Here is a 23,592-nt window from a genome sequence, read left to right as displayed (position 1 = left end):
CAGGTTACGCCAAGAGCGGCTAACGTGACCGACGAGGCTTAGATGCACTTGCATTTCCGCTTGCGTAGGTGCGATTAGCCGCAGCCGTAATCGAATCGATTGAACAAATGTGAGTGAGCAATTACACGCTACGCCAACGCATCTTGGGTTGATGCAAGCGGCTCAGCAGCCAGCCCCACAGCAGCAGGCAAGCGGCGAGCCAGTACAGCGGCCTTTGCCCATATTGAGCAAAAGGCGTGCGGCCTTGCACTAACGCCACCTCGGTACGCAGTACCCCAGCAACAAATTGCGGGATCTGGGCGCTGATCTGGCCATCCGCCCCCACTACGGCAGTAACGCCATTGTTGGTTACTCGCAGCAGCGGTTTCCCCAACTCTAACGCCCGCATTTGGGCAATGGCCATGTGCTGCAGTGGCCCGATGGAGTGACCAAACCAAGCGTCGTTGGAGATGGTCAGTAGCACATCGGTTTGGCTGTCTACGGCGCCGCGTACCAGCTCTGGAAAGGCGATTTCGTAACAGATGGCTGGCGCAATGTTCACCCCACCCGCGTGCAGGTTGGGCTGCACTTCCGCGCCCCGGCTGAAGCTCGACATCGGCAAGTTAAACAGTGGCGCAATTGGACGCAGCAGCGCTTGAAACGGCACAAATTCGCCAATCGGCAGCAGCTGATGCTTATGGTAACGGTTGGGATCTGTCGGGCTATAGGGCAGTACGCGCTCGGGGTTGTTTAATACCAAGATGGAGTTATAAAACTGGCGCTGTTGATCGGCGCTGATGATGCCGGTAACCAGCTCGGTGCCCTCTTGGGTGAGCCCTCGCTCTAGCTGCTGCAGAAAATCGCTTAATACCTCTTCCGGTGCCGGTACTGCGGCTTCTGGCCAAACGATCAGATCCGCATCCAGATGGTCTCGGCTGAGATCCTGATACTTGGTTAAGGTGGGCCACAACTGTTCCGGTTGCCACTTCATGCTTTGTTCGATGTTGCCCTGCACCAGCGCCACATCCAGCTGCTTGCCGGTTGGGCTGATCCATTGCGTGTTGCTGAAGCCAAAAGGCAGGGCGGCAAGCGCCACCAGCAGCGGCAGATAACGCCAGCGCTGGTGCGCGACCGAAGCCAGTGCCGCAGCGATGACGCTCAGCAGTAAGCCAACCCCTAAGCTGCCTACCACGGGGATTAAGCTGGCCATGGGGCCATTTAATTGGCTGTAACCAGACCACAACCACGGGAAACCGGTCATGACCGTACCACGCAGCACCTCAGCGCCCAGCCACAGGGCGGGAAACGCCAAGAGGCGGCTAAGGTGGCTGTGATGGCACCACCGGTTCAGGGCGTAGATCACTAAGGCGGGGTAGAGCGCTAAATACAGCGCCAGCAGAGCGATCAGGGTCAGCGATGCCACCAGTGGCAGGCCACCAAACTCGGCGATGGAGACATGCACCCAGCGCAGGCCAAAAATAAACTGGCCAAAGCCCCAGGCTAAGCCGAGGAAAAAGCCCTGCTTTGGGGTTTTGTTGTGGCTGAATAACAGCAGTGAGGCTAATGCGGGGGGCAGCAGGTACCACAGATCGTAGGGGGCAAAAGCAAGGTGGGACAGGGCGCCAGCGGCAAAGGCCAGCAGATAAAAAACAGCGGAGCTTAGCCCCGCTGTATTCGATTGGTATGGATTCACGCCGCGCTGGTTTCCTTATCCGGCTGAGACTTGGCTTGGCGTACCTGCAATTGCACAAGGCGGCGGGTATCGGCGCTAACCACTTTAAATTCAAATCCGTTCAACTCGATGCTTTCACCGCGCTCTGGCAGATGGCCAAAGGCGTGGCTGATCAAGCCGCCAACGGTGTCGTACTCTTCGTCAGAGAAACTCACCGTAAAGTGGTCGTTAAACTCGTCGATCGGGGTTAACGCTGCCACAGACCACGTTTGCCGACTGATGCGGCGAATGTTGTCTTGGCTGTCCTCTTCAACGTCGGTTTCATCTTCGATGTCACCCACAATCGCTTCAAGGATATCTTCAATGGTGATAAGCCCGGACACGCCGCCGTACTCATCCACCACCATGGCCATGTGGTAGCGCTCTTGGCGAAACTCTTTCAGCAGTACGTCAACCCGCTTGCTCTCTGGCACCACAACCGCAGGACGGAGGATCTTTTCCAGATTGCGCTCTTCTTGGCCAGTAAAGCCCCACGCCAACATATCTTTGGCCAGCAAAATGCCTTCAATATGGTCTTTGTCGCGGTCAATCACTGGAAAGCGACTGTGAGCGGATTCAATCACGGTTGGCAGAAACTCATCAACGGTTTGGTTCTTTTCGATGGCGATGATCTGCGAACGTGGGATCATCAGATCGCGAACTCGCAGCTCGGCAACTTCAAGTACCCCGTTGATCATCTCTTTGGTGTCGGCGTCAATCAATGCACGGTCTTCCGCGTCTTGGATCACGTCAACCAATTCTTGGCGGTTTTGCGGCTCTCCGGTAAAGAGCTGGGTTATTTTGTCGAGTAAACCCGGCTTCGGTTTATTACCGGCGCCGTTACTCGACGGAGGGTGATCGTCGTGCATATAGTCTCGTTTGCTTAGGGATCTGAGGTCAGATTAACGCTCTTGATAGGGATCGGCAATGCCAATTTTTGCTAGCATTTCCGTCTCTAGTGATTCCATCTCATCGGCTTCTTCATCGATGATGTGATCGTAACCACACAGATGCAAACAACCGTGGATCACCATGTGTGCCCAATGGTGATGCAGCGGTTTTTGCTGCTCTTGGGCTTCACGGGCAACCACTTCGGCACAGATGATCAGATCCCCCAGCAGGGGCAATTCCACCCCCGGTGGTGCTTCAAACGGAAACGACAGCACGTTGGTTGGTTTATCTTTGCCACGGTAATCGCGGTTCAGCTGCTGGCTCTCTTCGCTGCTGGTGATGCGAATGGTCAGTTCCGCTTCATCCATTTTTGCTAACACCAATTCCACCCAGCTTTGCAGCTGTGCTTCGGTTGGCAGGCTGGCGTCTTCAATCGCCAGCTGTAGATCAAGAGTTACCATTATCAGCCTCGTTGGCAGCAACGCTATCGAGCGCGGCTTTGGCGGCGTCGATTTCGTTTTTGCGCTGTTTGTCTTTTTCTAACTTTTTGGCGTGTTCAACCCGCTCAAACTTCTCGTAGGCTTCCACCACGCGGGCGACCACAGGGTGACGTACCACATCTTGGGCGGCGAACATGCTAAAGGCGATGGTATCAACATCACGCAGCACTTCGATGGCGTGGCGCAAGCCAGAGCGAGTGCCCCGGGGCAGATCCACCTGCGTAATATCGCCGGTGATCACCGCGCGGCTGTTAAAGCCGATGCGCGTTAGGAACATCTTCATCTGTTCAACGCTGGTGTTCTGGGCTTCGTCCAAAATCACAAAGGCGTCGTTCAAGGTACGGCCGCGCATGTAGGCCAGTGGCGCCACTTCAATCACGGCGCGTTCGATCAGGCGTTCGACCTTCTCAAAACCCATCATCTCAAACAGGGCGTCGTACAGTGGGCGCAGGTAAGGATCGACCTTTTGGCTGAGATCCCCAGGCAAAAAGCCCAGTTTTTCACCCGCTTCAACCGCAGGGCGAGTCAGCAAGATGCGGCGGATTTCGCCACGCTCTAACGCGTCGACTGCCGCTGCCACTGCGAGGTAGGTTTTGCCGGTACCCGCAGGGCCAATGCCAAAGCAGATGTCATGGGCAACAATGTTGCGAATGTACTGCGCTTGGTTAGGGTTGCGGGGTTTCAGCACACCGCGCTTGGTTTTGAAAAACACTTCGTCGCCCATGGCGCTGGTGTCTTCCGCTTCCAAGGCGATCAGCTCTTGAATGGCGATGTGTACCTGCTCGGGTTCCAGATCCGGTTGCTTGCCTTTAAGTGGTTGGGTATCCACGTACAGCTCTTTAAGCAACTCCACCACGCCTTTGGCTTGCACCGGTTGGCCAACCACGGTGAAGTGGTTGTTTTGGTGGCTGATCTCTACGCCTAAGCGGCGCTCGATTTGACGCAGGTTATCGTCAAAAGGCCCGCACAGAGCCGCCAATCTGGCGTTCTGGGCGGGCTCTAAAAAGACCTCTAGGGTCAGTAATTTGTTGCTCACGATTGTCCTTAAGGTTGGAACGTCGCTACGCCTAATTCGTCAGGCTGGCCATTGGGGCGTTTGGCTAAGATGTCTGATGGGCGCAAAGAACGGCGCAGATCCATCTCGTCTTCGGTACGTACCAACGTAGCACGCAGCGAGTTCGGGAACACCTCGGTGATCTCAACATCGGCAAAGGTGCCAATCAGTTCCACCGAACCTTCAAAGTTGACCACGCGGTTGTTCTCGGTCCGGCCACGCAGTTCCATGGCGTTTTTCTTCGACAAGCCTTCAACCAAGATGCGCTGTACGGTGCCTTGCATGCGGCGGCTGTACTGCATCGCTTGTTGGTTGATGCGATCCTGCAGAATGTACAGGCGCTGCTTCTTGGTTTCTTCGGTAACATCGTCAACCATGTCTGCCGCTGGGGTGCCTGGACGCGGTGAGTAGATGAACGAGAAGCTCATGTCGAAGTTGATCTGTTCAATCAGATCCATGGTCTTCTGGAAGTCCTCTTCGGTTTCGTTCGGGAAACCAACGATGAAGTCGGAAGAGACGTGGATGTCTGGGCGCACTTTACGCAGACGACGGATGATCGACTTAAATTCCAGCGCGGTGTGGTTGCGCTTCATCATGGTCAAAATGCGATCCGAACCGGCCTGTACTGGCAGGTGCAGGAAGTCCACCAGTTCAGGCACATCGGCGTAAGCGTCGATGATGTCTTGAGTGAATTCCACCGGGTGGCTGGTGGTAAAGCGCAACCGATCGATGCCGTCGATGCTGGCCACGTAGCGCAGCAGCTCGGCAAAGGTGCAGATCTCATCGTCGATGCCAGCGCCGCGGTAGGCGTTTACGTTCTGACCCAATAAGTTGATTTCACGTACGCCCTGTTCGGCCAATTGCGCCACTTCGTACAGGATGTCGTCCATTGGGCGCGACACTTCTTCGCCACGGGTGTACGGCACCACGCAGAAGGTACAGTACTTGTTACAGCCTTCCATGATGGAGACAAACGCGGTGGCGCCTTCAGCGCGAGGCTCTGGCAGGCGATCGAATTTTTCGATCTCTGGGAAAGACACGTCTACCACGCCAGACTCGCCGTTGGCCAGTTTGGTGAGCATCTCTGGGATGCGGTGCAGGGTTTGCGGGCCAAACACCATATCAACAAACGGTGCACGAGCACGGATGGCATCGCCTTCTTGCGAGGCAACACAGCCGCCTACGCCAATAACCACGTTCGGGTTGGCTTCCTTCAGCGGACGCCAGCGACCCAGTTGGTGGAATACTTTTTCCTGCGCTTTTTCACGGATGGAACAGGTGTTCAGCAGCAGTACGTCTGCTTCTTCCGCGTTGTCGGTCAGGGAGTAGCCGCCATTCTCGTCGAGCAGATCAGCCATTTTGGCGGAATCGTACTCGTTCATCTGACAGCCCCAGGTCTTAATGTGCAGCTTTTTGCTCATCAATCAGCGTCGCTCAAGTTGGTGTTTGGGAAAAATTTTAGCGGCGTATTTTAACCGCGAACGAGCCGATGTACCAGCAATAGCGGCAATGGCACTGCGGCGGAGGATCTTTGGCTGCGCTAAGCAACTCATTTACGGTAAAAAGCCAACTGTGGTCTGTGCCACAAAGTTTTCTGCATAAGTGAGGTAAGGCTGAACTTCGTTGCGGCTTTGACATAAACTGGCGCCAGCATTTTTAGGATGATGAAGACGATGATGGAAAACCACTTTGATGTGCTGATTGTTGGGGCCGGTATGGTGGGGGCGGCCGCAGCCGTGGCCTTGGGGCAACAAGGCTGGCGAGTGGGCTTGGTGGAAGCCAAGGCCCCAGCCGAGTTTGATCCCCAGCAGCCGATGGATCTGCGGGTGAGCGCCATCAGCGCGGCCTCGGAACGGCTGTTGGCTGAGCTGGATTCGTGGCCGGGGGTGCTGGCGATGCGCGCTGCGCCTTACGACACCTTGGCAACGTGGGAAAACCCCAACAACGAAGTGAGTTTTTGCGCCACCGATCTGCAACACGATCACCTTGGCCACATTGTGGAAAACCGCGTAGTGCAATTGGCGTTATGGCAGCAGGTTGCTGCGCTGGATAACGTTGAACTGCTGTTGGGGCATTACCCCAGCGACCTCAGCCAAGACGCCGAGCACGCCAGATTGACTCTCAATGGCCAACCATACCGTGCCAAGCTGTTGTTGGGTTGTGATGGCGCCCAATCGAAAGTCCGCCAAGCGGCTAAGATTGGCGTAAGCGGTTGGAACTATCGTCACCACTGCATGCTGATCAACATCAGCACCGAGCTGCCACAACAGCGGATCACTTGGCAGCAATTTTACCCCAGTGGCCCGCGCGCCTTTTTGCCGTTGGTGGGGCAGCAAGGGTCGTTGGTGTGGTACGACAGCCCAGAACGCATCGCCGAGCTGAAGCGGTTGCCCAAGGCGGAGCTCAAAGCGCAGATCCAAGGCGCGTTCCCAAGCCGCTTGGGCGAGTTCGAAGTGCTTAACTGCGCTTCGTTCCCACTCACGCGGCAGCATGCCCAGCACTATTATTGTCAGCGCATGGTGTTGCTGGGCGACAGCGCCCACACCATCAACCCGTTGGCGGGGCAGGGGGTCAACCTTGGCTTTAAAGACGTGGCGGCGCTGGCCGAGGTACTGGCGGGCGCCACTCCGGAGGCGCTGGCCAGCGATCCGGCGCCGTTGTTGGCGCAATACCAGCGCAAACGCCGTGCCGACAACCTGATGATGCAAGGGGCGATGGATCTGTTCTACACCACCTTCTCTAACGACCTGTTGCCGCTGAAGCTGGCGCGCAATTTAGGATTTAAACTGGCGCAAAACGCCGGACCAATTAAGCATCAAGTGATGCGTTATGCCATGGGGCTTTAATTAACCAATGCTACGCCGTTTTTGGATCAACCCTTACATCAACTTTTCACTGCGCTTAACCAGCGGCTTAATGCTGTTTTTGCTGGCTGCGTGGCTGCTGGGCATTTTACAGCAAGGGGTGATCGCCATGTTGGTGATGCCCGCGTTGTTGATTGGTGGCATCGATTTGCCATCACGCCAATGGGCGTGGCGGGCAGGCTTAGGGGCGATCGGGTTTGGTGCCATTGCTGGGGTAACAGCGTGGATCAGTTTGGCGGCGCCAGCGTGGTTAACGCTGTGGTTTGCCAGCATCGCCTTTTTACTGACCAGCTGCGGCGCGTTTGGCACCTTAGCGGCGCGCTTAGCCATGGGCACCTTAACCATGGCGGTGATCGGCATGGCCACGGCCTCGCTTTATCCCCTTTGGGAACTGACGTTAGGTTACTTCTTGGCCACCGTATGGCTGCTGCTGTACAGCGCCGCATGGTATCGGCTGACCGGCCACATGCCGCTGCGCCAAGCCCTAGCGGCCACCTATCGGCGCTTGGCCGTGATTGTGATCGAACGCCCAGAGCAACTGCTGGATCATAAACTGCCGGTGCACTTTGACGAGGCCCTAGGAATTGAGCTGGGCAATTGTCGCCGCTTACTGGGTTCCTTAGGCAACCCCAACACCAAGGGGCCATTGAAAAATGCCTTTGTGGCCGCGGTGGATCTGCAAGAGCGCTTACAGGCGGTACCCGAGCCAGCGATCGCCAGCGAAGTGCTCACCACCGATGGCATGTACCCGCTGTACAAACAGTGGACTCGAGCCATTGCCGCACGCTTGCATCGCATTGCCCGAGATCTCGAGCGAGGCCGAGATCTGAGCCGCAGCGATTCGGTCGAGCTGTTCACCGAGCGGTTGGTGGAAGCCCTAGCAGAGAAAACCGAACGGGCAGATCGGGTTGGTTTGGTGGCCAACTACATGGCAACCAATGCCCGCCAAATTGACCGCTTAGTGCAGCGGGTATCGCCGCTGTATCAGCGTCATGTTCGGGCAGAAAAAACCGACTCACCGTGGCAAAAATGGCGGCAGATGATGGTGTGGTCGAATCCGGTGATGCGCGGCAGCGTGCGGATGTCGCTGCTGTTGGCGCTGGCGTCAGAGATCGGCAGCTTGATGCCGTTGGATAACGGCTACTGGATCTTATCTACGGTGGTGGTGGTGTGGCAATCGAGCTTTGTGGCCATTCGCAGCCGCGCTTGGCAGCGCGCCGGGGGCACCTTCGTGGGCTTATTGCTGGCGCTGTTGGCATTGAATGTCGGCATTGTGGATGAAAGCGCGTTGCTGCTGGCGTTGCTCTTAGTGCCCTTTACCATCGCCATTGTGACTAAGCATCACGGCTACACCACCGTTGGCGTTACCCTGATCATCATGCTGGCGTTTGAGTATTATGGCTTAGCCTCGAACGAGGTGTTGCTGGCGCGGATGGTTGATACCCTGATTGGCTGCTTGTTGGTGTTGGGGGGCTATCGCTACCTGTGGCCCCAATGGCAAGGCGGACGGCAAGCGCAGTTGCGCGGCGATGCGCTGGCCAGCTTAAGCCATTACATTGAGCTGATCTTGAAAAGCTTTGCTGGGGAAACCGTGGAGCCAGTGGTGTTGGCGCGGGCACGGCGGGCTGCGTACGAACAAGGGATCGCCTTGAACAGCAGCCTAAGCCAAATGAAGCAAGAGCCGGGGTTTGGCCACAATGTACACAACAGTGCGGCGCTGTTGGCGTTGTACAAAGGGGCCATGAGCCACATGAACGCCATTGTGCCGCAAGTACACAAAGGGTTGCGTTTACCCAGCGATGACATCCATGAGCTAAAGCAGATTTTCTCGCAGCTGCAACAGATCACGTTGCAGGCTTGCAACGACAGCCCGCAGCCGTGGCCAGACAGCTTCAAACATCGTGAGCAGTGGTTATTCCAACGGGTTGAACAAGCCAATGCCGACCGCTGTGGCTTTGTGATCTACCAGCTATCACTCGTGTTGCAGCGTTTTCACGGCATCCATCAAATCTTGCTGCAACCGGCGCCTTCCCCCAAAGCCAAATTGCACCAGTAAGCGGCGATAAACAAAGGGCAGCGACGGTGTCGATGCCCTTTGTTGTGGCGGTGTCATTGTGCGTCGCTTTAACCGCTTTTTATGCAGTAGCGCGCTGCAGTAGGTATGCGTGGTTGCAGGCTTCCACCTTGCCTTTCAAACCGCCTTCGATCGGCTCTGGCGGCAACTGAACGATTTTATAGTGCTCATCGTAGTAGTGGTTTACTTGGTTGAGTGGCACGGCAAACGGTGGCCCCGCAAGCAGGCTTTGCTCATAATCCACCGTCAGCAGCAGTTGCGGTGCAGCGGCGCTGAGATTAAGCAGCTGAGTGGCGTAGCGGCCACGGAGCTCGGGTGGCAGGGCAATCAGCGCGGCACGATCGTACACCCCATCAATGTGGCCAAGCAGCGCTGGCGTTAACGCGAAGATGTCGGCTACCCACACTTCTAACTGCTGACAATGGTAGCGATCGCCGGCGGGCTGTTTGTCCACGGTTGGGGTGAGCCCCAGCTGTTCAAATAGCTGCACGACGGCCAGTTCGCTTAGCTCGATCCCCACCACGTGATAGCCTGTTTCAAGCAAGTAACCGAGATCGCGGCTTTTGCCACACAGCGGCACCAATACCCGTGCTCCTTGCCCCAGCTTAAGCTGATGAAAGTAAGCCAGCAGTTGAGTGTTGTAGTCGGCTTGGTGAAAACCGATGTCGTTATTCTGCCATTTCTGGTGCCAGAAACTCGCTTCCATAGATTAACTGGGCCTCGCTGCGTGTTATTTAAAATAAGAAGTTTAATTAATTATAAGCACTGCACTTTACCTTGAATACTCTTTTAATCGCGGCAGTGGGCAGCCATAAATCTGTTTTTTACACAGTAAAAGGGATCGAGAAAAGGCCTTGGACTTGGTTGATACGGCCACGGATCTTGCGAGCGCACCACCCGCTTAACATCGGGTGGCCGAAGCACAAGGCCATGGCTGTTAGGGCAGCTAACGCTCGGTGGCGACAGCCGCTATGGTGGCGGTTAATACCGGCGCCGCGGCACTGGCCAACCCATTACGGCTAAGCCGGTGTCGAGCGTAACAAACATAAAAACGCCCGCGATAAAGGCGGGCGTTAACGGGCAAGCGGCGATGCTGGCCGCTTAAAACACAATCTGGGCGCGACAACCACCTTGGGGCAGATCGACCAAGCTGAACTGCCAAGCGTAGCGTTCACACACGTCGGTGACGATCATCAAGCCAAGGCCGTGGCCATCTTTGCTTTTCTCGCCCAAACCACTGCCATCATCGTCGATGTACAGCAACGACTCGGTCATGTGCACCTGAATGTTGCCATTGATGCTGGCGCCAATGGCGTTACGCAGCAGGTTGCCAAACACCATCGCCAGCAGCGGTTGGCTGGCGCGAATGGACGGGTTGCCATCCACTTGCAACGACACCGTGATTGGGTTGCCCAACGCCGGCGGCTTGTTGTTGTCGATCAGCAGTTCAATCTCATCCTGTTCAATGCGGCGCAAAGGCTCTTCGTGGTGGTGACGCTCGTTACGCACCAAACTCAGCAGTGCCTCAACGGTTTCCTCCATCTGATTCGCGGCGTTGCCGATCCGCGCTTGCTGTCGCTGTTGAAATTTGGCTTCGCTGTTGGCGCTGAGCAAGCTATTGGCGCCTTTAATGATGGTTAACGGGGTACGCAACTCATGGCTGGTGTAGCGGGCAAACGCTTGTTCTCGCTTCAGTAACAGCTGGGTTTCGGTACGGTAAAGGTTCAGTTGCTGAACCAAGCCTTGAAACTCCGAAGTGGCGTTACTGGGCAGATCAAATTCAATGTCCGGATCGCCTTTGTAGGTACGCAGCTGCTGATTGATCAGATCCATTGGCTGGATCAAGCGGCGGAAGGTGATCAACAGGCTTAGCCCTAACACCAGCATAAGTAAACTGATCACCAGCAAAACGAAAAGGTTAGCGTAGTTGCCTTCCACTTCTCTGAGCTCCACTCGGTCGGCACTGCTTAGCAGGAATATCGGGTGACGTTGACCTTGGCGGACAAACTCCGATGCCAGATAGAAATATTCGCCGCTTGCGAGCTCGATCTCTTCCAATACGTGGCCACGGCGATAACGGTTGGGCACAAAATCGGGCAGATCGGTGGGGTTATCGTACGCGGTGGTGATGCTGTCCATCTGCAACGGCCCTTGCGCGCCTGTCATGTACTGGGCGATGGCGTATTCACGGTTGGCTTCTAGGTGGCGCAGGGCAACGGAGTCTTCGGCCCACAACACGGTTTCCCGCACTAAAAACGACAACAGCAACGCCAGCACCAGCGCAAACGACGTAAACGCCAGCGCCAAACGGGTGACTAAAGAGCGAGCGGAACGATGGCTCATGCGCCGCTGCTCAACTGGAAACCGATTTTCGGAATGGTGTGCAGCATCGCGCTTTCAAACGGTCGGTCTAGCTGGTTGCGAAGCTGGTAGATGTGGCTACGCAGGGCTTCGTTGTTGGGCTCGCTGTCTGGCCATAGGTGTTGGCACAGGGCATCTCGGGTGACCATTTCGGGGGCGCTGCGCGCCAACTTGAGCAAAATTTTAAAGGTGGTTGGGGTGAGCGCCAATGGCACGCCCGCTCGGCTGGCGCTGTGGCTGCCCGGTTCAATCTTCAGATCGCCAACCACCACCACATTGCTGGACACATTGCCGCGGTAACGGCGGGTGAGCGCGGTGAGGTGAGCTTGCAATATCGACAGATCAAACGGCTTGCTGAGGTAATCATCGGCGCCGCAATTGTAGCCCGTTAGGGTGTCTTGTTGATCCGACAAGGCGGTTAGCATCAGTACCGGGGTGGCGCAGCCTTGCTCACGCAGGTGGCGACAGACGGTAAGGCCATCCATGCGGGGCATCATCAGATCCAGCACAATCACATCGAAATCGTGTTCCAGTGCCAGTTTCAGCCCCAATTCGCCGTTGTCGGCGTAGTCAATTTCAACCCCTTGGCATTCAAAGTGATCGAAGATGATGCCAGCGACATCGCGGTTGTCTTCAACCAGCAGCATTTTTTTAATCATTGGGGCAGTCATCGTGAGGTTAGGTCGCCATAGCTTCGCCGTTTCGCTGTGAAAGAAACGTCAAATTGAATCAATGGTGACAGTGTGGCGTGAAATCGTGATGAAAAACATCGACTGAGACAAAAAAGACGCCCTGTTTGATGGGGTTGAGCGCGGCTGAGCGGCAGGAAGCCTGCTCAGCCGCATTCGTGGTGGCCAACGTTAGGGCTAGGCGTCGCGGCCGGCCAATTGCGCTGGCGGTTTAAGCCGGTGGCGCAGCGCCCGCGCAACCGCATCGACCAGCAGGTTCAGCAGCGCGGCTGCGATAATCAGCACCAAGGCTCGGTCAAAACGCAGCTCTTCAAAGGCGGAATCGACGTAGAAGCCTAAGGTGGTGATCCCCAGTACCCCTAAGATGGCGGTTTCTCGCTGGATGATCTCCCACCGATACAGCAGCCAGGTAATGAACTGCGGGTACACCCGTGGCAGCAGCTGGTAGCAGTAGAAACTGATCCGCCCCAGTGGCTGCGGCACATCGTCTAAGCGCAGTTTCAGTTCGTTGCTGTAGCCACCACACAGGTGAGCAATGATGGCGCCGTTGTGCAGCCCCAATGCCAACACCGCAGGCAATAAACTTGGCCCCAGTAGCAGCAAGCCAACAAAGGCCAGCACAAATTCAGGGGTAGAGCGGCTGATCACCAACCACAGATTGCCGACAGCACGACCAGGGCGGTTCAACAGCACCTTGTTACGCAGCGGAAACCACAGCAGCGCCAGCAGGGCGGTCAGCAGCAGCGACAGCTGGCTGAGCACTAAGGTATCGATGGTGCCAGGCAGGATCATTTCGGCCCACAGCATCTGTAGCCACGGCCACAGGCGTTCGCTGACGAGCGCCCAGCTAAGGGGATCGTGTCGCAGTGGCGCGGGCACCAAGTCGTAGCTGAGAAACTCCCACACCAGCGCCCAATCCACGCTGGCAACCGGCGGTAAGGCGATAAAGGCGATCAGCAGATACAGTGGGATCAGCGCCGAACGCAGCCACCAGCGCATGGTGGCGATCAGGCCATAAAACAGATACAGCAGGGCGGCGGCTTCGCTGTAGTTGCCTTGGCGAAAGGCGCTTTCTAGGTGAAAGCCTAAGGTGGGTAAGCCCACAAAGCCGAGCACAATCGAGCTGCGCATGCCGCATTCAAAGCGGTAGCGGCCGTAGCTGACGATGTGTGGCCACGCTTGGGGCAGCTGGGCATACAGACGCTGACTGAAACTGCCCCCAGCATCGGTGCTGCGGGTGTGTGGCAGGGCGTGCATCGGTGCGGGATCGATCTCTTCTAAGATCTCGCCAAACACCTTGGTAAAAATGCCGCTGTATGGGATCCACAATGCCAGTACGGCGGTCAGCGACGATAAGCCAAACACTTGCAGAAACAGCAGCGCCCAGAACAGCTCGTGCACGCTGCGCAGTGCGGCGGCGATAAGACGCACACTGCGGTGGCGATAAAACAGCGCCGCGCTGAAACCGGTAATGGCGGCTAAGCCGATCCCTTGCAGGGCAAAGGCGATGGTGTGGCCAATCGCTTGCCACAGCTGTTCGGTGGCGCTGAAATCCGGCCGCAAGGCGCCATCGATGATCCGTTGCAGAATTTGCCACGGCGACAGCTGCACCATCGCTAAATCGGCGATGGGAATGCACAGCAGCGCCGTTAGCGCGATCAGGGCGCTGATGTGACGAAAGCGTTGGGCACGGTTCATTGCGGGCGGCCGCTGGGGTAGAGCTTAAGCAGATCGGCAGGGGTTAAGTCAGCGCTTGGGGCATCCAGCACGATGCGCCCTTGCTGCATGCCAATGATGCGATCGCAGCTGTGCAGGGCAAGCTCCACATCGTGCAGCGCCAGCACCACGGTGTCGTGGGCGGCTTTGATCTGCGCGATAACGGTTTGGGCGTGCAGTTCGTCGATGGCAGAAACCGGTTCGTCGCCAAGGAAGATGGGGCGGCGTTGGTACAGGGCGCGGGCGATGCCGATCCGCTGTTGTTCACCACCGGAAAAACGTTCGGCGGATTGATGCAGCCGCGCCGGATCGCCGTTTAACAGCTCCAGCATGGTGGCCAGTTCGGTGATCGCCTGTTGATCGGCGCGATGGGGTTTGAACAGATTACGCAGGTTGCGCCAAGCGCTGCGTTGATGCAGCTGCCCCATGTAGACGTTGTGGTACAGGCTAAGCATGGGCACTAAGGCGGGCGCCTGAGGGCACCAAGCCACGTGATCGGGGTGGTAATGACGCAGCTGCGCCAGCAAGGTGGACTTGCCCGCGCCACTTTCCCCAACCAAAGCCACCGTTTCACCGGTGGCGATGGTTAGGCTGATCTGCGCCAAAATCGCTTTGTGGTTGCGCTCAACGGTGAGGTTGTTGAGCGCCAGAGCGGTTTGAGTTGGCATGGTAAATCAGTCGATCAGGCCGATCTTTTGCGCGGTGGCTTTGATCGCTTGGTAATCGTCGTTGCTGGCTTCAACAAACTTGCTGCGGGGGAAGGCGTTCAGCAGTTTGGGTTGGTCGATGTTCAGCAGGGCTTGTTGCACCTTGGCGCTGAAACCGGCACCGAAACGGGCATCGGCGTCGCCGCGAATGGTCCATTGGTAATCGGTGTATTCTGGGGTGGTCCAGATCACGTTGACTTTGCTGGTGTCGACTTTGCCTTCGCTTAATGCCCGTTCCCACACTTTGTAGTTCAGTGCGCCCACTTGGTAGCTGCCCGCTTGCACCAGTTCGATGGTGCGGTTGTGATCGCCACTGAAGCCGACTTTATCAAACACCTTGTTTGGCGCTTGGCCAAACTGTTCGCGCAGGTAGAATTCTGGCATTAAACGACCGGAGGTCGAGCCTTTAGAGCCGAAGGTAAAGGTCATCCCTTGCAGTTGCTCTGGCAACACTTCAGCGGCAGTTAAGCCGGTGCTGCTGTGGGCAATAAAGTAGCTTTTGAAGAACTGATCTTCGTAGCCTTGGGCGATGGCAATGGAGCCCTTTACGCGTTGGCGCGCTTGCACACCAGACAAGCCGCCGAACCACGCCAGCTGCACTTGGTCGTTACGAAAGGCGGTGATGGCCGCAGCGTAAGACTTAACCGGAACGTATTTTACTTCAACGCCCAATTCCGCCGACAGGTATTCGGCCACTTGGTCGAAACGGCTGCGCAGGTTGCTTTCATCTTGATCCGGAATGGCGGTAAAAGTGAAGGTGTCGGCCATAGCCAACGGGCTCAGCAGCAGAAGCAGTGAGCAGATAAACGGACGCATGTGGATTCCTTGGTTCAATAGCAAAGATTCGTTGTAAGGGAGGCGCTGATTGCGCGGCCGCTAGTCTAACGATAACCGTCTTACAGCGTTAGTGTTATTTGCCGCTTTTGATCTTGATTCAAGCACAAAAACGCCATCAAGGCTGATGGCGATGGAGAGCGGGGCATTAACGAGGCCAAGGGTGGTGATGCAGAGCCCCGCTGGGATCGTCGTAACGGCGGAAACGGTGGCCACCAAAGTGATCGCGCATCCCTTGCAGCAAATTGGCCGGGCTGTCGGCGCAGCGCAGGCCATCGACGTAGGCCAGCGCGCTGCTGAACACCGGCAGGGCCACACCCGCACTTATTCCCGCTAGCAGGGTACGGCGCCACAGTGGCAACGTGGGGTTCAGCCGCTGTTGAATCTTGCGGTCTTCCAGCAAGTGTGCGTCGGGATCGCAGGCCAGCGCCTGCGCCATGGTTTGCAGTAACGGGGTGCGGATGATGCAGCCCGCCCGCCACAGCTGAGCGATGGCCGCCAGATCCAGTGGCCACTGCTGTTGCTGCGCTTGGCTGGCGATCACCTCAAACCCTTGGGCGTAGTTGATCAGCGTGGCCCCCAGCAGCGCTTGTTCCAGTGCGCTGTGTAACCCTTGCAGCTCAACGGCGGAGAGAGCCGCTTGGCTGCTGCTGGCCAGTTGCTGTGAAAGTTGTTGGCGCAAGGCTTTTTGGCTGCTGATGGCCCGTGCGGCCACGGCGCTGTGCACACTGGGCGCCGCGACGCCCAGCGCTAGGCTGGCTTTGGCGGTCCAGGTGCCGGTGCCTTTTTGTCCGGCGGCATCGACGATCAGCGGCAGTAACGGCGTGTCGGTAACCTCATCAATGGCCTCCAACACGGCGATGGTGCAATCCAGTAGATAGCTTTGCAGCGGCCCCAGCTGCCACTGTTTAAAGAGGGCGGCGATGGCGTTGTTGCTCATTTGGCCGTGCTGCTTGAGCAGCTGGTAGGCTTCGGCCCACAACTGCATTTGGGCGTATTCGATGCCGTTGTGGATGGTTTTAACGAAATGGCCGCTGCCATCGGGGCCAACGTAACCGGCACACGGAACCGCATTGGGGTTGTCGCTAACCGTGGGCAGCGGTTGGCCGTTCCGGTTATCCGCCTTGGCAGCAATGGTGTGCCACAGTGGCGCTATCTGTTGCCACGCTAAAAAGCTGCCGCTGATCATCAGCGATGGGCCGTGGCGGGCGCCCACTTCGCCGCCAGAAATGGCGGAGGCGAGAAATCGCAGTTTGCCTTGGTAACGCTGCTGGCGGGCAAGGGTGTCATCCCAGTGGCAGTTACCGCTGTCGATCACCAAGTCCTCGCGATCGAGCCCGGCTTCGAGCAGTGCATCGCAGCTGGCATCAATGGCGTTGCCCGCAGGCAGAGACAGCACAATTGCTCGGGGAGGAGGCAACTGGGTTAATAGGTCGCAAAGGGAGTCGGCGCCGAGAATGGTGCCATCCAGTGATTGGCTTAGCGCGACGCTGTGTTCAACGTGGTTGGGGTTAAGATCGAACACGCTGAGGTTGATGCCGTGGCTGGCAAAATTAAGGGCAAGGTTCTGCCCCATTACCCCTTGGCCGATGATGGCCAGACTGACGGTAGCGGTGGGCATGTTGGCTCCTTGGTGCTTGCCGCAGCACAGTGGCGACAAGGTGCAATGGGGGGCCGCCACGGGGGCGGCCAGAATCGACACTTACTTGGTGTTCACCAGCTTGTCGGCACGCTGGGCCGGATCCGACCAAAAGTTGATGTTGAATTGGGCGTCATCGGAGACCTCAATTTTGTGCCAATACTGCGGTGGGCTGGTGGCAAACTTACCGGCTTCGATCACGACGGTGAGCTCGGGCTCGGTGGCGTTCTCATCGGCAAAACCAAAATAGGTGACGGTGCCTCGCATCACCACCAGTTGCCCAAACACCCCCGCGGCGGTGTTGTGATGACTCAACAAAGAGGCGGGTACGGTGTCTTTGCTGAAAAACGGGGTAGAGCGCTGGATGGTCCAGCTTGGATCAATCAATTGATGGCTCATGGGATGGTCCTTTACATGTGGGTTAGTAACGCAGGGCATTGTCTAAGGCGTAGTTAATATCAATCACATCGCTGCAGCAGGGGCTCTGTTCCAGCTCGCAGTGATGGCACTGGTGGCAGCGGGCAAGCCGCATTGACCAACGCTGTGTGATGCGAGCAAAGAATGTGCTGATGTTCATGGTTGTCTCTCCCGTGCCGAGTGGGGTGGCGAATGCAACCGCGTTACAGCGGTTGGCTGATCTGCCGCAGCAGTGGCAGTAAGGCATGCTGGCGCTGCTCGGTTGCGATGGCGCCAACCAACTGCTCGCCGTTAAAGGCTTTGGCCACCAAGCCGCTGCCATCCAGTTCAATCTGCCATTGGCTGTGTTCGTCGGTGGTGGTGCCCGCTAAGGTGATTGGCAGCCACGGGGTTTTTACCTTCACCAACATGGTGGGTTGCATGACGTTGCTCGCTTGCCCCAGCAAGGTTTTGGCCAGTGCGTTGGCGCCAAGTAATGCCGGTTGCAAGAACGGCTGCACCTTATCGTTCATTTCCGCGCAGTCGCCGATGGCAAACACATTGGCGTCGCTGCTGCGTAGCTGCTGATCCACCACGATGCCGCGGTTAATGTGCAGCCCCGCTTGCTGCGCCAGCTGGGTGTTCGGGCGCAAGCCGATGGCGCTGATCAGCGCATCCACCTGATAACTGGCGCCGTTCGCCAGCTGCACCTGCAAGCCGTTTGGCTGCTGATTGACCGCTGTTACGCTGGTGCCAAGGGCAAAGTCGATCTGCCCCTGTTCAGATTGGGCCATTCGCTGTTGCAGTTGGCTGCTGACAAAGGGCGGCAACAAAGCGGGCAGCAGGCGCTTGGCTAAATCCACCAACACCACTTGGCGATTGCTGCTGGCGATGTCCATCGCCAGTTCGGTGCCGATCAGGCCAGCCCCCAGCACCAACACGCGTTTGGCCTGCTGCAACTTGGCCTCGGCCTGTTGATACTGCTGCAGGCTGTTGAGCGTCAGCACTTGTGCAACCGCATCCCCGGCCATGGGCGGCACCATTGCACTGGCGCCGGTGGCGAGCACTAACTTGCTGTAGTCAAACCAGTGGCCGTTGGCGCAAACGCGCTGGCTGGCTCGGTCGATTTCGCTGACGCGGTGTTCGCTGTGCAGGGTGATCTGCTGTTGTTGGGCAAATTCATCGGCGTGCTGTTTAATCAGCTCGCTGGCGCTTTGGCTGCGGCTGATGACGTGGCTCAGCTCGGGTTTGTTGTAGTCATGACCCGCGTCGGCGCACAGCACGGTGATGGGCTGATTGCTGTCTTGCTTACGCAAGGTTTTCACCAGTTGGTACGCGGCAAAGCCGCTGCCAATGATAACAATAGGGGCAGTCATGGTTTATGCCTCGCCTGCAATCGGTTCGAACACCTCTTTACCTAGGCCACAATCGGGACACAGGAAGTAATCTGGTACGTCGCTCCAGACGGTGCCTGGTGCAACCGCTTGGTTTGGCTCGCCCTGGGCGGGATCGTATACCCACTGGCACACGTTACAGAGCATCTTTTGTTGGCGGCTGCCACGGCAGGCAACGGTTGGGGCTGGGCTTGCTTCAACTGGCACTGCGGCTGTTGTGGGCTGCGACTTTGCTGTTTCGGCCGGCGCTGTTGGGGTTGGGGCAGGCGCAGTGGCGCTGCGAGCCCATTGCTTGACGAGTTCTTGGCCGTGCTGACGACACTGAGCCATGGCGTTGCCATCGGGCTTCCACTTCACTTTGACGCTGTTGGCCATGGCAAACCCAGCGTCGGTCAAACGGGTGTGGATCCGATCAACGGCACCGCCGTTCCAACCGAAGCTGCCAAAGGCGGCGGCGTGTTTATTCTTAAAGCGCAGGCCGGTGATCTCTTCCAGCATCGCGGCGATTTTAGGCATCATCACGTTGTTCATGGTCGAGGAGCCAACCAACAACGCCTTGGAGCGAAACACGTTTGACAGGATCTCGTTCTTATCGGCGCGCGAGGTGTTAAACACCTTAACCGCCACCTTAGGATCGATGTCGTGAATGCCTTGGGCGATGGCATCGGCCATCATCCGAGTGTTACCAGACATGGAGTCGTAGAAGATGGTGATCCGATCCTCTTGGTAATCTTCGGCCCACTCTAAGTATTTGTGGATGATCTGGGTTGGGTTATCGCGCCAGACGATGCCGTGGCTGGTGGCGATCATGTCGACGGGTAAGTTGAAGCTCAGTACCTCTTTAATTTTGGCGGTAACCAAGGCGCTGAATGGGGTCAGGATGTTGGCGTAGTAACGCAGGCACTGTTCGTACAGCTCGTTTTGATCCACTTCATCGTTAAACAGACGCTCGTCGCAGTAGTGTTGGCCAAAGGCGTCGTTAGAAAACAGCACCGCATCACCGGTTAAGTAGGTCATCATGCTGTCTGGCCAGTGCAGCATCGGCGCTTCAATAAACACCAACTGTTTGCCATTACCAATGTCTAAACTGTCGCCGGTTTTAACGGGGTTGAAGTTCCAATCTGGGCGATGGTGATGGCCGGTGATGGAATCAATGGCGTTCTCGCTGCAGTAGATAGGGGTGCCAGGGATCTTTTCCAGCAGGGCAGCCAAGGCCCCGGCGTGATCTTCTTCGGCGTGGTTGATAACAATGTAATCAATCAGATTTAGATCGATCTCTTGTTCTAAGTTACGCACAAATTCATGGCTAAAGCGGTGATCAACGGTGTCGATTAGCACGTTTTTTTGTTCGCGGATCAGGTAGCTGTTGTAGCTGGTGCCGCGGGTCATTTTGTATTCGGTGCCGTGGAAATCTTGCACTTCCCAATCGCGCTGACCTACCCAGTGGATGTTGTTCTTAACGTGAATAGCCATGCTGTACCTCAGAGAAAAAATTCTTAAATTCTGTTCTGACTATTACAAGTGGCGTGCCAACTTTTAACCTGTTGATTTTTATAGGTACTGCATCTGAGCACTGTTAATTTGACACTGCCCTTTGATTGTCGAATTGACAGTTAAGTGTCACAATGACACTCATGAATTCCCACGGGAGCCACCATGCTGGCCATTAACGACATTACTAATTTGGCGCGAGATCTGACCCTGGGTTTGTCGGATCAAGACCGTTTCGAACGCCTACTGACGACGGTGCGTACCTTGCTGAATTGCGATGCATCGGCGCTGCTGCTGTATCAAGATCAGCGTTTTACGCCACTGGCGATCAACGGTTTGGCCACCGAAGTGTTGGGGCGCCGCTTTGCTTTAGCGGATCACCCACGGCTGGAAGCGATCGCGCGGGCTGGGGATGTGGTGCGGTTTCCCGCCGACAGCGATCTGCCTGATCCTTACGATGGTCTGATCCCCTCGTTGCAAGGCGAGCTTAAAGTGCACGCCTGCATCGGCTTGCCGCTGCTGGTAGAGCAGCGCTTAATTGGTGCGGTAACCATTGATGGTTTCGATGCCGAGCAGTTTGCGAACTTTAGTGATGATGAATTACGCATTGTTACCGCGCTGGCGGCGGCCAGCTTGAACCACGGTTTGCAACTGCAAGCGTTAGAGCGGGCAGGGCGGATCGGCACGGCCAGTCGGCAGCTGTCGGGGCTATCACACCAAAGCGAAATGATTGGCCGTTGTGATGCCATGGTGGCGTTGAAACGCGATTTGGCGGTGGTCGGCAACAGCGATTTGAGTGTGTTGGTGTTGGGGGAAACCGGGGTGGGGAAAGAGCTGGTGGCGCAGCAGGTGCATCAATTGTCGAACCGTGCTGCTCAGCCGCTGGTGTACTTAAATTGTGCGGCTTTACCGGATTCTGTTGCAGAAAGTGAACTGTTTGGTCACGTTAAAGGCGCATTCACCGGTGCCATTAGCCATCGCCAAGGGAAGTTTGAACTGGCGGATAATGGCACCTTGTTTCTGGATGAAATTGGCGAATTGTCGTTGGATCTGCAGGCGAAATTACTGCGGGTGCTGCAACAGGGGGATGTGCAGCGCGTTGGGGAAGATAAGGCGGTTAAAGTGGATGTGCGGATCGTGGCCGCCACCAACCGCGACTTAAAAGCCGAGGTGAGCGCCGGTAATTTCCGAGCTGATCTGTACCACCGCTTAAGCGTGTTTCCAGTGCAAGTGCCGCCACTGCGGGAAAGAAATGACGACGTGACGCTGCTGGCGGGTTATTTCCTTGAGCGCAGCTGCGCCAAGTTGGGGCTGGATCAGTTGCGATTAAGTGCAGCCGCGTTAGGGCAGTTGCAGCGTTATTCGTGGCCGGGCAACGTGCGGGAGCTGGAGCACTGCATCAACCGAGCGGCGGTTTTAGCGCGAGCCGAGCGCAACCAGTTGGATGTGGTGATTGAACCGCACCATCTGGCGCTGCACAACATCGATGATCAGCACAGCAGTGCCGCTAAGCCGGTGGAAGCCGCAGTACCGCTGCAACCTAACGAAGGCTTTAAAGCGGCCACCGAACGCTACCAACGGCAGCTGATCCGCCAATCGTTAGAGCATAACGATGGCAACTGGGCTGCAGTCTCGCGGCAACTGCAATTAGACAGTGGCAATCTGCACCGTTTGGCCAAACGGTTGGCGCTGAAATAGGCTAATGTCGCCACGTTGAGTACCGAAACCGAGTTTAGACTCGGTTTTTTTATGGGGACGGATTGGTGTTTGCACAGAGGTTGGTGGCGGTGAACGGATTATTGCGCGATCCAGCTTGATTGAGTTAATAACTGCTGTTGGTGCCACAGGCTTAGGGTAAAGGGGCTGCCGGTGTTGATCTGCCCAACGCCAGCTGGGGTGCCGGTCATGATGATGTCGTTGTTGGCCAGCGGCAGTGCGTGTTTCACTTCGGTTAAGATCGCCGCAAGGCTGTGGATCATCAATGCGGGTTGGCCAGATTGCACCAGCTGATCGTTGATGTGCAGTTCAAATTTCAGCTGATCCAGATCCTGTGGCAATGGCACAAGATCGGTAAACAGGGCAGAACCGGCAAAGGCTTTGGCTCGCTCCCACGGCAGTTGCTGCTGTTTCAGCTGGTTTTGCAGTCGACGTTTGGTGAGATCCAGCCCCACGGCCACCGCAACGTATTGACCCTCTTGCACCAAAAAACTCAATTCCGCTTCAAAATGCAGCGGCTCTTGCTGCTGGGCTCGCAATGTGGTGCCAATGGCACTGCCCGGTTTGATGAACAGCACCATTTGATCCGCCACCGCGTTGCCTAATTCATTGATGTGATCAACAAAGTTACGGCCAACACAGAGGATCTTCTCTGGTTTGATGCTGTGCTGTTGAAATTGAATGGTCATGCTTACCTCCTGTAATACGCACCAGCGCCAGCTTAAGGTAAGCGTTGGTTAACAGCCAGTTACAGTGACATTTTGTTGGAACGATGCTGGGGAGCGCGCTTTACTACGGGCATAAAAACCGAGCCAAAGATCGGCTTGTATAAATGGGTGGGTTATCGGGGTTCGCGCCTGAGCGTGCACGGCGGGGTCAAAACTCACTTCTGCCTTAGCGCTTGGCGAACCTAGCCGCACGGCACTTTTCTACAGGCATAAAAAAACCGACCAAAAGGTCGGTATTTTTATATATGGCTGGGTTATCGGGGGTTCGAGCCTGAGCGTGCACGGCGGGGTCAAAATTCACTTCTGCCTTAGCGCTTGGCGAACCTAGTCGCACGGCACTTTTTGCAGGCATAAAAAAACCGACCAAAAGGTCGGTATTTTTATATATGGCTGGGTTATCGGGGTTCGAGCCTGAGCGTGCACGGCGGGGTCAAAATTCACTTCTGCCTTAGCGCTTGGCGAACCTAGCCGCACGGCACTTTTCTACAGGCATAAAAAAACCGACCAAAAGGTCGGTATTTTTATATATGGCTGGGCTATCAGGATTCGAACCTGAGAATGGCGGGATCAAAACCCGCTGCCTTACCGCTTGGCGATAGCCCAATAAAACAGGGTGCGATTACTCGCGAAATCATGGTGGCTATGGCGGGACTTGAACCTGCGACCCCGGCATTATGAGTGCCGTGCTCTAACCAGCTGAGCTACATAGCCACGAAAATCGTGTTGATTACCGAAGTAATCGGAGTAAGCGACGAATCGTTTACTCTAAAAATGGCTGGGCTATCAGGATTCGAACCTGAGAATGGCGGGATCAAAACCCGCTGCCTTACCGCTTGGCGATAGCCCAA

General features: G+C 56.4%; 20 protein-coding genes and 3 tRNA genes. 3 read left to right on the top strand and 20 right to left on the bottom strand.

All coding sequences use genetic code 11. The annotated features are described in order from the left end of the window. Positions 1 to 121: 121 nt before the first annotated feature. From lnt to miaB, 5 genes are read right to left on the bottom strand one after another with little or no spacing between them, the layout of a single operon-like run. Positions 122 to 1,672, bottom strand: a complete 1,551-nt coding sequence (gene lnt / locus Q0796_RS12910) for an apolipoprotein N-acyltransferase (RefSeq protein ID WP_298443921.1) — start codon at positions 1,670 to 1,672, stop codon at positions 122 to 124. Next, the gene (corC, locus tag Q0796_RS12905) at positions 1,669 to 2,559 is read right to left on the bottom strand and encodes a CNNM family magnesium/cobalt transport protein CorC (protein ID WP_298443920.1); all 891 of its coding nucleotides are present in this window, start codon (positions 2,557 to 2,559) and stop codon (positions 1,669 to 1,671) included. The genes lnt and corC overlap by 4 nt, the downstream gene beginning before the upstream one ends. A 33-nt stretch (positions 2,560 to 2,592) precedes the next feature. Next, a complete protein-coding gene (ybeY, locus tag Q0796_RS12900; protein ID WP_298443919.1) occupies positions 2,593 to 3,042 on the bottom strand; it encodes an rRNA maturation RNase YbeY in 450 nt (149 codons plus the stop codon). After that, positions 3,029 to 4,117 (bottom strand): PhoH family protein, encoded by a 1,089-nt coding sequence (locus tag Q0796_RS12895; protein ID WP_298443917.1) that lies wholly within the window; start codon positions 4,115 to 4,117, stop codon positions 3,029 to 3,031. Before Q0796_RS12895 ends, ybeY begins: the two co-directional genes overlap by 14 nt. 8 nt (positions 4,118 to 4,125) lie before the next feature. Continuing rightward, positions 4,126 to 5,556 carry a tRNA (N6-isopentenyl adenosine(37)-C2)-methylthiotransferase MiaB gene (gene miaB, locus Q0796_RS12890; RefSeq protein WP_298443915.1) on the bottom strand — a complete coding sequence of 477 codons (1,431 nt, stop codon included), beginning with the start codon at positions 5,554 to 5,556 and terminating at the stop codon, positions 4,126 to 4,128. Positions 5,557 to 5,796: 240 nt separating this feature from the next. Here miaB and Q0796_RS12885 point away from each other — a divergent pair, with 240 nt between their 5' ends. Continuing rightward, positions 5,797 to 6,981, top strand: coding sequence for an FAD-dependent monooxygenase (locus Q0796_RS12885; protein ID WP_298443913.1), 1,185 nt, complete (start codon positions 5,797 to 5,799; stop codon positions 6,979 to 6,981). Between the two features lie 7 nt (positions 6,982 to 6,988). Next, positions 6,989 to 9,055 carry an FUSC family protein gene (locus tag Q0796_RS12880; RefSeq protein ID WP_298443911.1) on the top strand — a complete coding sequence of 689 codons (2,067 nt, stop codon included), beginning with the start codon at positions 6,989 to 6,991 and terminating at the stop codon, positions 9,053 to 9,055. Between the two features lie 79 nt (positions 9,056 to 9,134). On the opposite strand, the gene tmpT is transcribed toward Q0796_RS12880, so the two are convergent. From tmpT to norV, 11 genes are all read right to left on the bottom strand, one after another. Then, positions 9,135 to 9,779 (bottom strand): thiopurine S-methyltransferase, encoded by a 645-nt coding sequence (gene tmpT, locus Q0796_RS12875; RefSeq protein ID WP_298443909.1) that lies wholly within the window; start codon positions 9,777 to 9,779, stop codon positions 9,135 to 9,137. 395 nt (positions 9,780 to 10,174) lie between these two features. Next, positions 10,175 to 11,416 carry a HAMP domain-containing sensor histidine kinase gene (locus tag Q0796_RS12870; RefSeq protein WP_298443908.1) on the bottom strand — a complete coding sequence of 414 codons (1,242 nt, stop codon included), beginning with the start codon at positions 11,414 to 11,416 and terminating at the stop codon, positions 10,175 to 10,177. After that, positions 11,413 to 12,093, bottom strand: coding sequence for a response regulator transcription factor (locus Q0796_RS12865; protein ID WP_298443907.1), 681 nt, complete (start codon positions 12,091 to 12,093; stop codon positions 11,413 to 11,415). The genes Q0796_RS12870 and Q0796_RS12865 overlap by 4 nt, the downstream gene beginning before the upstream one ends. 207 nt (positions 12,094 to 12,300) lie before the next feature. Next, the gene (locus Q0796_RS12860) at positions 12,301 to 13,821 is read right to left on the bottom strand and encodes an ABC transporter permease (protein WP_298443906.1); all 1,521 of its coding nucleotides are present in this window, start codon (positions 13,819 to 13,821) and stop codon (positions 12,301 to 12,303) included. Continuing rightward, positions 13,818 to 14,507, bottom strand: a complete 690-nt coding sequence (locus Q0796_RS12855) for an ATP-binding cassette domain-containing protein (protein WP_298443905.1) — start codon at positions 14,505 to 14,507, stop codon at positions 13,818 to 13,820. Before Q0796_RS12855 ends, Q0796_RS12860 begins: the two co-directional genes overlap by 4 nt. 6 nt (positions 14,508 to 14,513) lie before the next feature. Then, entirely contained in the window at positions 14,514 to 15,362 is an 849-nt protein-coding gene (locus Q0796_RS12850; RefSeq protein ID WP_298443904.1) for a putative selenate ABC transporter substrate-binding protein, read from the bottom strand. 166 nt (positions 15,363 to 15,528) lie between these two features. Beyond that, positions 15,529 to 17,001: an NADP-dependent phosphogluconate dehydrogenase gene (gene gndA / locus Q0796_RS12845; RefSeq protein ID WP_298443902.1), complete on the bottom strand. Its 1,473-nt coding sequence runs from the start codon at positions 16,999 to 17,001 to the stop codon at positions 15,529 to 15,531. Positions 17,002 to 17,082: 81 nt separating this feature from the next. After that, on the bottom strand, positions 17,083 to 17,418 hold the full coding sequence (locus Q0796_RS12840) for a DUF1971 domain-containing protein (protein ID WP_298443900.1): 336 nt from the start codon (positions 17,416 to 17,418) through the stop codon (positions 17,083 to 17,085). 22 nt (positions 17,419 to 17,440) lie between these two features. After that, positions 17,441 to 17,596, bottom strand: a complete 156-nt coding sequence (locus tag Q0796_RS12835; protein WP_298443899.1) for a hypothetical protein — start codon at positions 17,594 to 17,596, stop codon at positions 17,441 to 17,443. A gap of 43 nt (positions 17,597 to 17,639) precedes the next feature. Next, complete coding sequence (norW, locus tag Q0796_RS12830; RefSeq protein WP_298443898.1) at positions 17,640 to 18,791, bottom strand: NADH:flavorubredoxin reductase NorW; 1,152 nt, start codon at positions 18,789 to 18,791, stop codon at positions 17,640 to 17,642. 3 nt (positions 18,792 to 18,794) lie between these two features. Then, on the bottom strand, positions 18,795 to 20,282 hold the full coding sequence (gene norV / locus Q0796_RS12825) for an anaerobic nitric oxide reductase flavorubredoxin (RefSeq protein WP_298443897.1): 1,488 nt from the start codon (positions 20,280 to 20,282) through the stop codon (positions 18,795 to 18,797). 183 nt (positions 20,283 to 20,465) lie between these two features. Between norV and norR the strand changes: the two genes are divergently transcribed. Further along, the gene (gene norR / locus Q0796_RS12820; protein WP_298443896.1) at positions 20,466 to 21,998 is read left to right on the top strand and encodes a nitric oxide reductase transcriptional regulator NorR; all 1,533 of its coding nucleotides are present in this window, start codon (positions 20,466 to 20,468) and stop codon (positions 21,996 to 21,998) included. A gap of 98 nt (positions 21,999 to 22,096) precedes the next feature. Here norR and Q0796_RS12815 read toward each other — a convergent pair whose 3' ends face one another. The 4 genes from Q0796_RS12815 to Q0796_RS12800 form a co-directional block, all read right to left on the bottom strand. Continuing rightward, the gene (locus tag Q0796_RS12815; RefSeq protein ID WP_298443895.1) at positions 22,097 to 22,705 is read right to left on the bottom strand and encodes a fumarylacetoacetate hydrolase family protein; all 609 of its coding nucleotides are present in this window, start codon (positions 22,703 to 22,705) and stop codon (positions 22,097 to 22,099) included. A gap of 567 nt (positions 22,706 to 23,272) precedes the next feature. Next, positions 23,273 to 23,347 (bottom strand) — tRNA-Gln (locus tag Q0796_RS12810). A gap of 31 nt (positions 23,348 to 23,378) precedes the next feature. Further along, positions 23,379 to 23,455: transfer RNA gene (locus Q0796_RS12805), tRNA-Met, on the bottom strand. Between the two features lie 61 nt (positions 23,456 to 23,516). After that, positions 23,517 to 23,591, bottom strand: a tRNA-Gln gene (locus tag Q0796_RS12800). Between the last annotated feature and the right edge of the window lies 1 nt (position 23,592).

The sequence above is a fragment of the uncultured Ferrimonas sp. genome, from assembly GCF_947489035.1.
Taxonomy (GTDB): domain Bacteria; phylum Pseudomonadota; class Gammaproteobacteria; order Enterobacterales; family Shewanellaceae; genus Ferrimonas.
This window is presented reverse-complemented; position numbering and strand designations above follow the sequence as displayed.

What these genes read in the sequence shown, in the direction of transcription:
- Q0796_RS12855 (WP_298443905.1), bottom strand. Translation starts at nt 14,507, where the DNA reads ATGCCAACTCAAACCGCTCTGGCGCTCAACAACCTCACCGTTGAGCGC.
- norW (WP_298443898.1), bottom strand. Translation starts at nt 18,791, where the DNA reads ATGACTGCCCCTATTGTTATCATTGGCAGCGGCTTTGCCGCGTACCAA.
- Q0796_RS12835 (WP_298443899.1), bottom strand. Translation starts at nt 17,596, where the DNA reads ATGAACATCAGCACATTCTTTGCTCGCATCACACAGCGTTGGTCAATG.
- Q0796_RS12815 (WP_298443895.1), bottom strand. Translation starts at nt 22,705, where the DNA reads ATGACCATTCAATTTCAACAGCACAGCATCAAACCAGAGAAGATCCTC.
- tmpT (WP_298443909.1), bottom strand. Translation starts at nt 9,779, where the DNA reads ATGGAAGCGAGTTTCTGGCACCAGAAATGGCAGAATAACGACATCGGT.
- Q0796_RS12885 (WP_298443913.1), top strand. Translation starts at nt 5,797, where the DNA reads ATGATGAAGACGATGATGGAAAACCACTTTGATGTGCTGATTGTTGGG.
- Q0796_RS12865 (WP_298443907.1), bottom strand. Translation starts at nt 12,093, where the DNA reads ATGATTAAAAAAATGCTGCTGGTTGAAGACAACCGCGATGTCGCTGGC.
- Q0796_RS12870 (WP_298443908.1), bottom strand. Translation starts at nt 11,416, where the DNA reads ATGAGCCATCGTTCCGCTCGCTCTTTAGTCACCCGTTTGGCGCTGGCG.
- norR (WP_298443896.1), top strand. Translation starts at nt 20,466, where the DNA reads ATGCTGGCCATTAACGACATTACTAATTTGGCGCGAGATCTGACCCTG.
- Q0796_RS12840 (WP_298443900.1), bottom strand. Translation starts at nt 17,418, where the DNA reads ATGAGCCATCAATTGATTGATCCAAGCTGGACCATCCAGCGCTCTACC.
- Q0796_RS12860 (WP_298443906.1), bottom strand. Translation starts at nt 13,821, where the DNA reads ATGAACCGTGCCCAACGCTTTCGTCACATCAGCGCCCTGATCGCGCTA.
- gndA (WP_298443902.1), bottom strand. Translation starts at nt 17,001, where the DNA reads ATGCCCACCGCTACCGTCAGTCTGGCCATCATCGGCCAAGGGGTAATG.
- corC (WP_298443920.1), bottom strand. Translation starts at nt 2,559, where the DNA reads ATGCACGACGATCACCCTCCGTCGAGTAACGGCGCCGGTAATAAACCG.
- ybeY (WP_298443919.1), bottom strand. Translation starts at nt 3,042, where the DNA reads ATGGTAACTCTTGATCTACAGCTGGCGATTGAAGACGCCAGCCTGCCA.
- miaB (WP_298443915.1), bottom strand. Translation starts at nt 5,556, where the DNA reads ATGAGCAAAAAGCTGCACATTAAGACCTGGGGCTGTCAGATGAACGAG.
- Q0796_RS12850 (WP_298443904.1), bottom strand. Translation starts at nt 15,362, where the DNA reads ATGCGTCCGTTTATCTGCTCACTGCTTCTGCTGCTGAGCCCGTTGGCT.
- Q0796_RS12880 (WP_298443911.1), top strand. Translation starts at nt 6,989, where the DNA reads ATGCTACGCCGTTTTTGGATCAACCCTTACATCAACTTTTCACTGCGC.
- norV (WP_298443897.1), bottom strand. Translation starts at nt 20,282, where the DNA reads ATGGCTATTCACGTTAAGAACAACATCCACTGGGTAGGTCAGCGCGAT.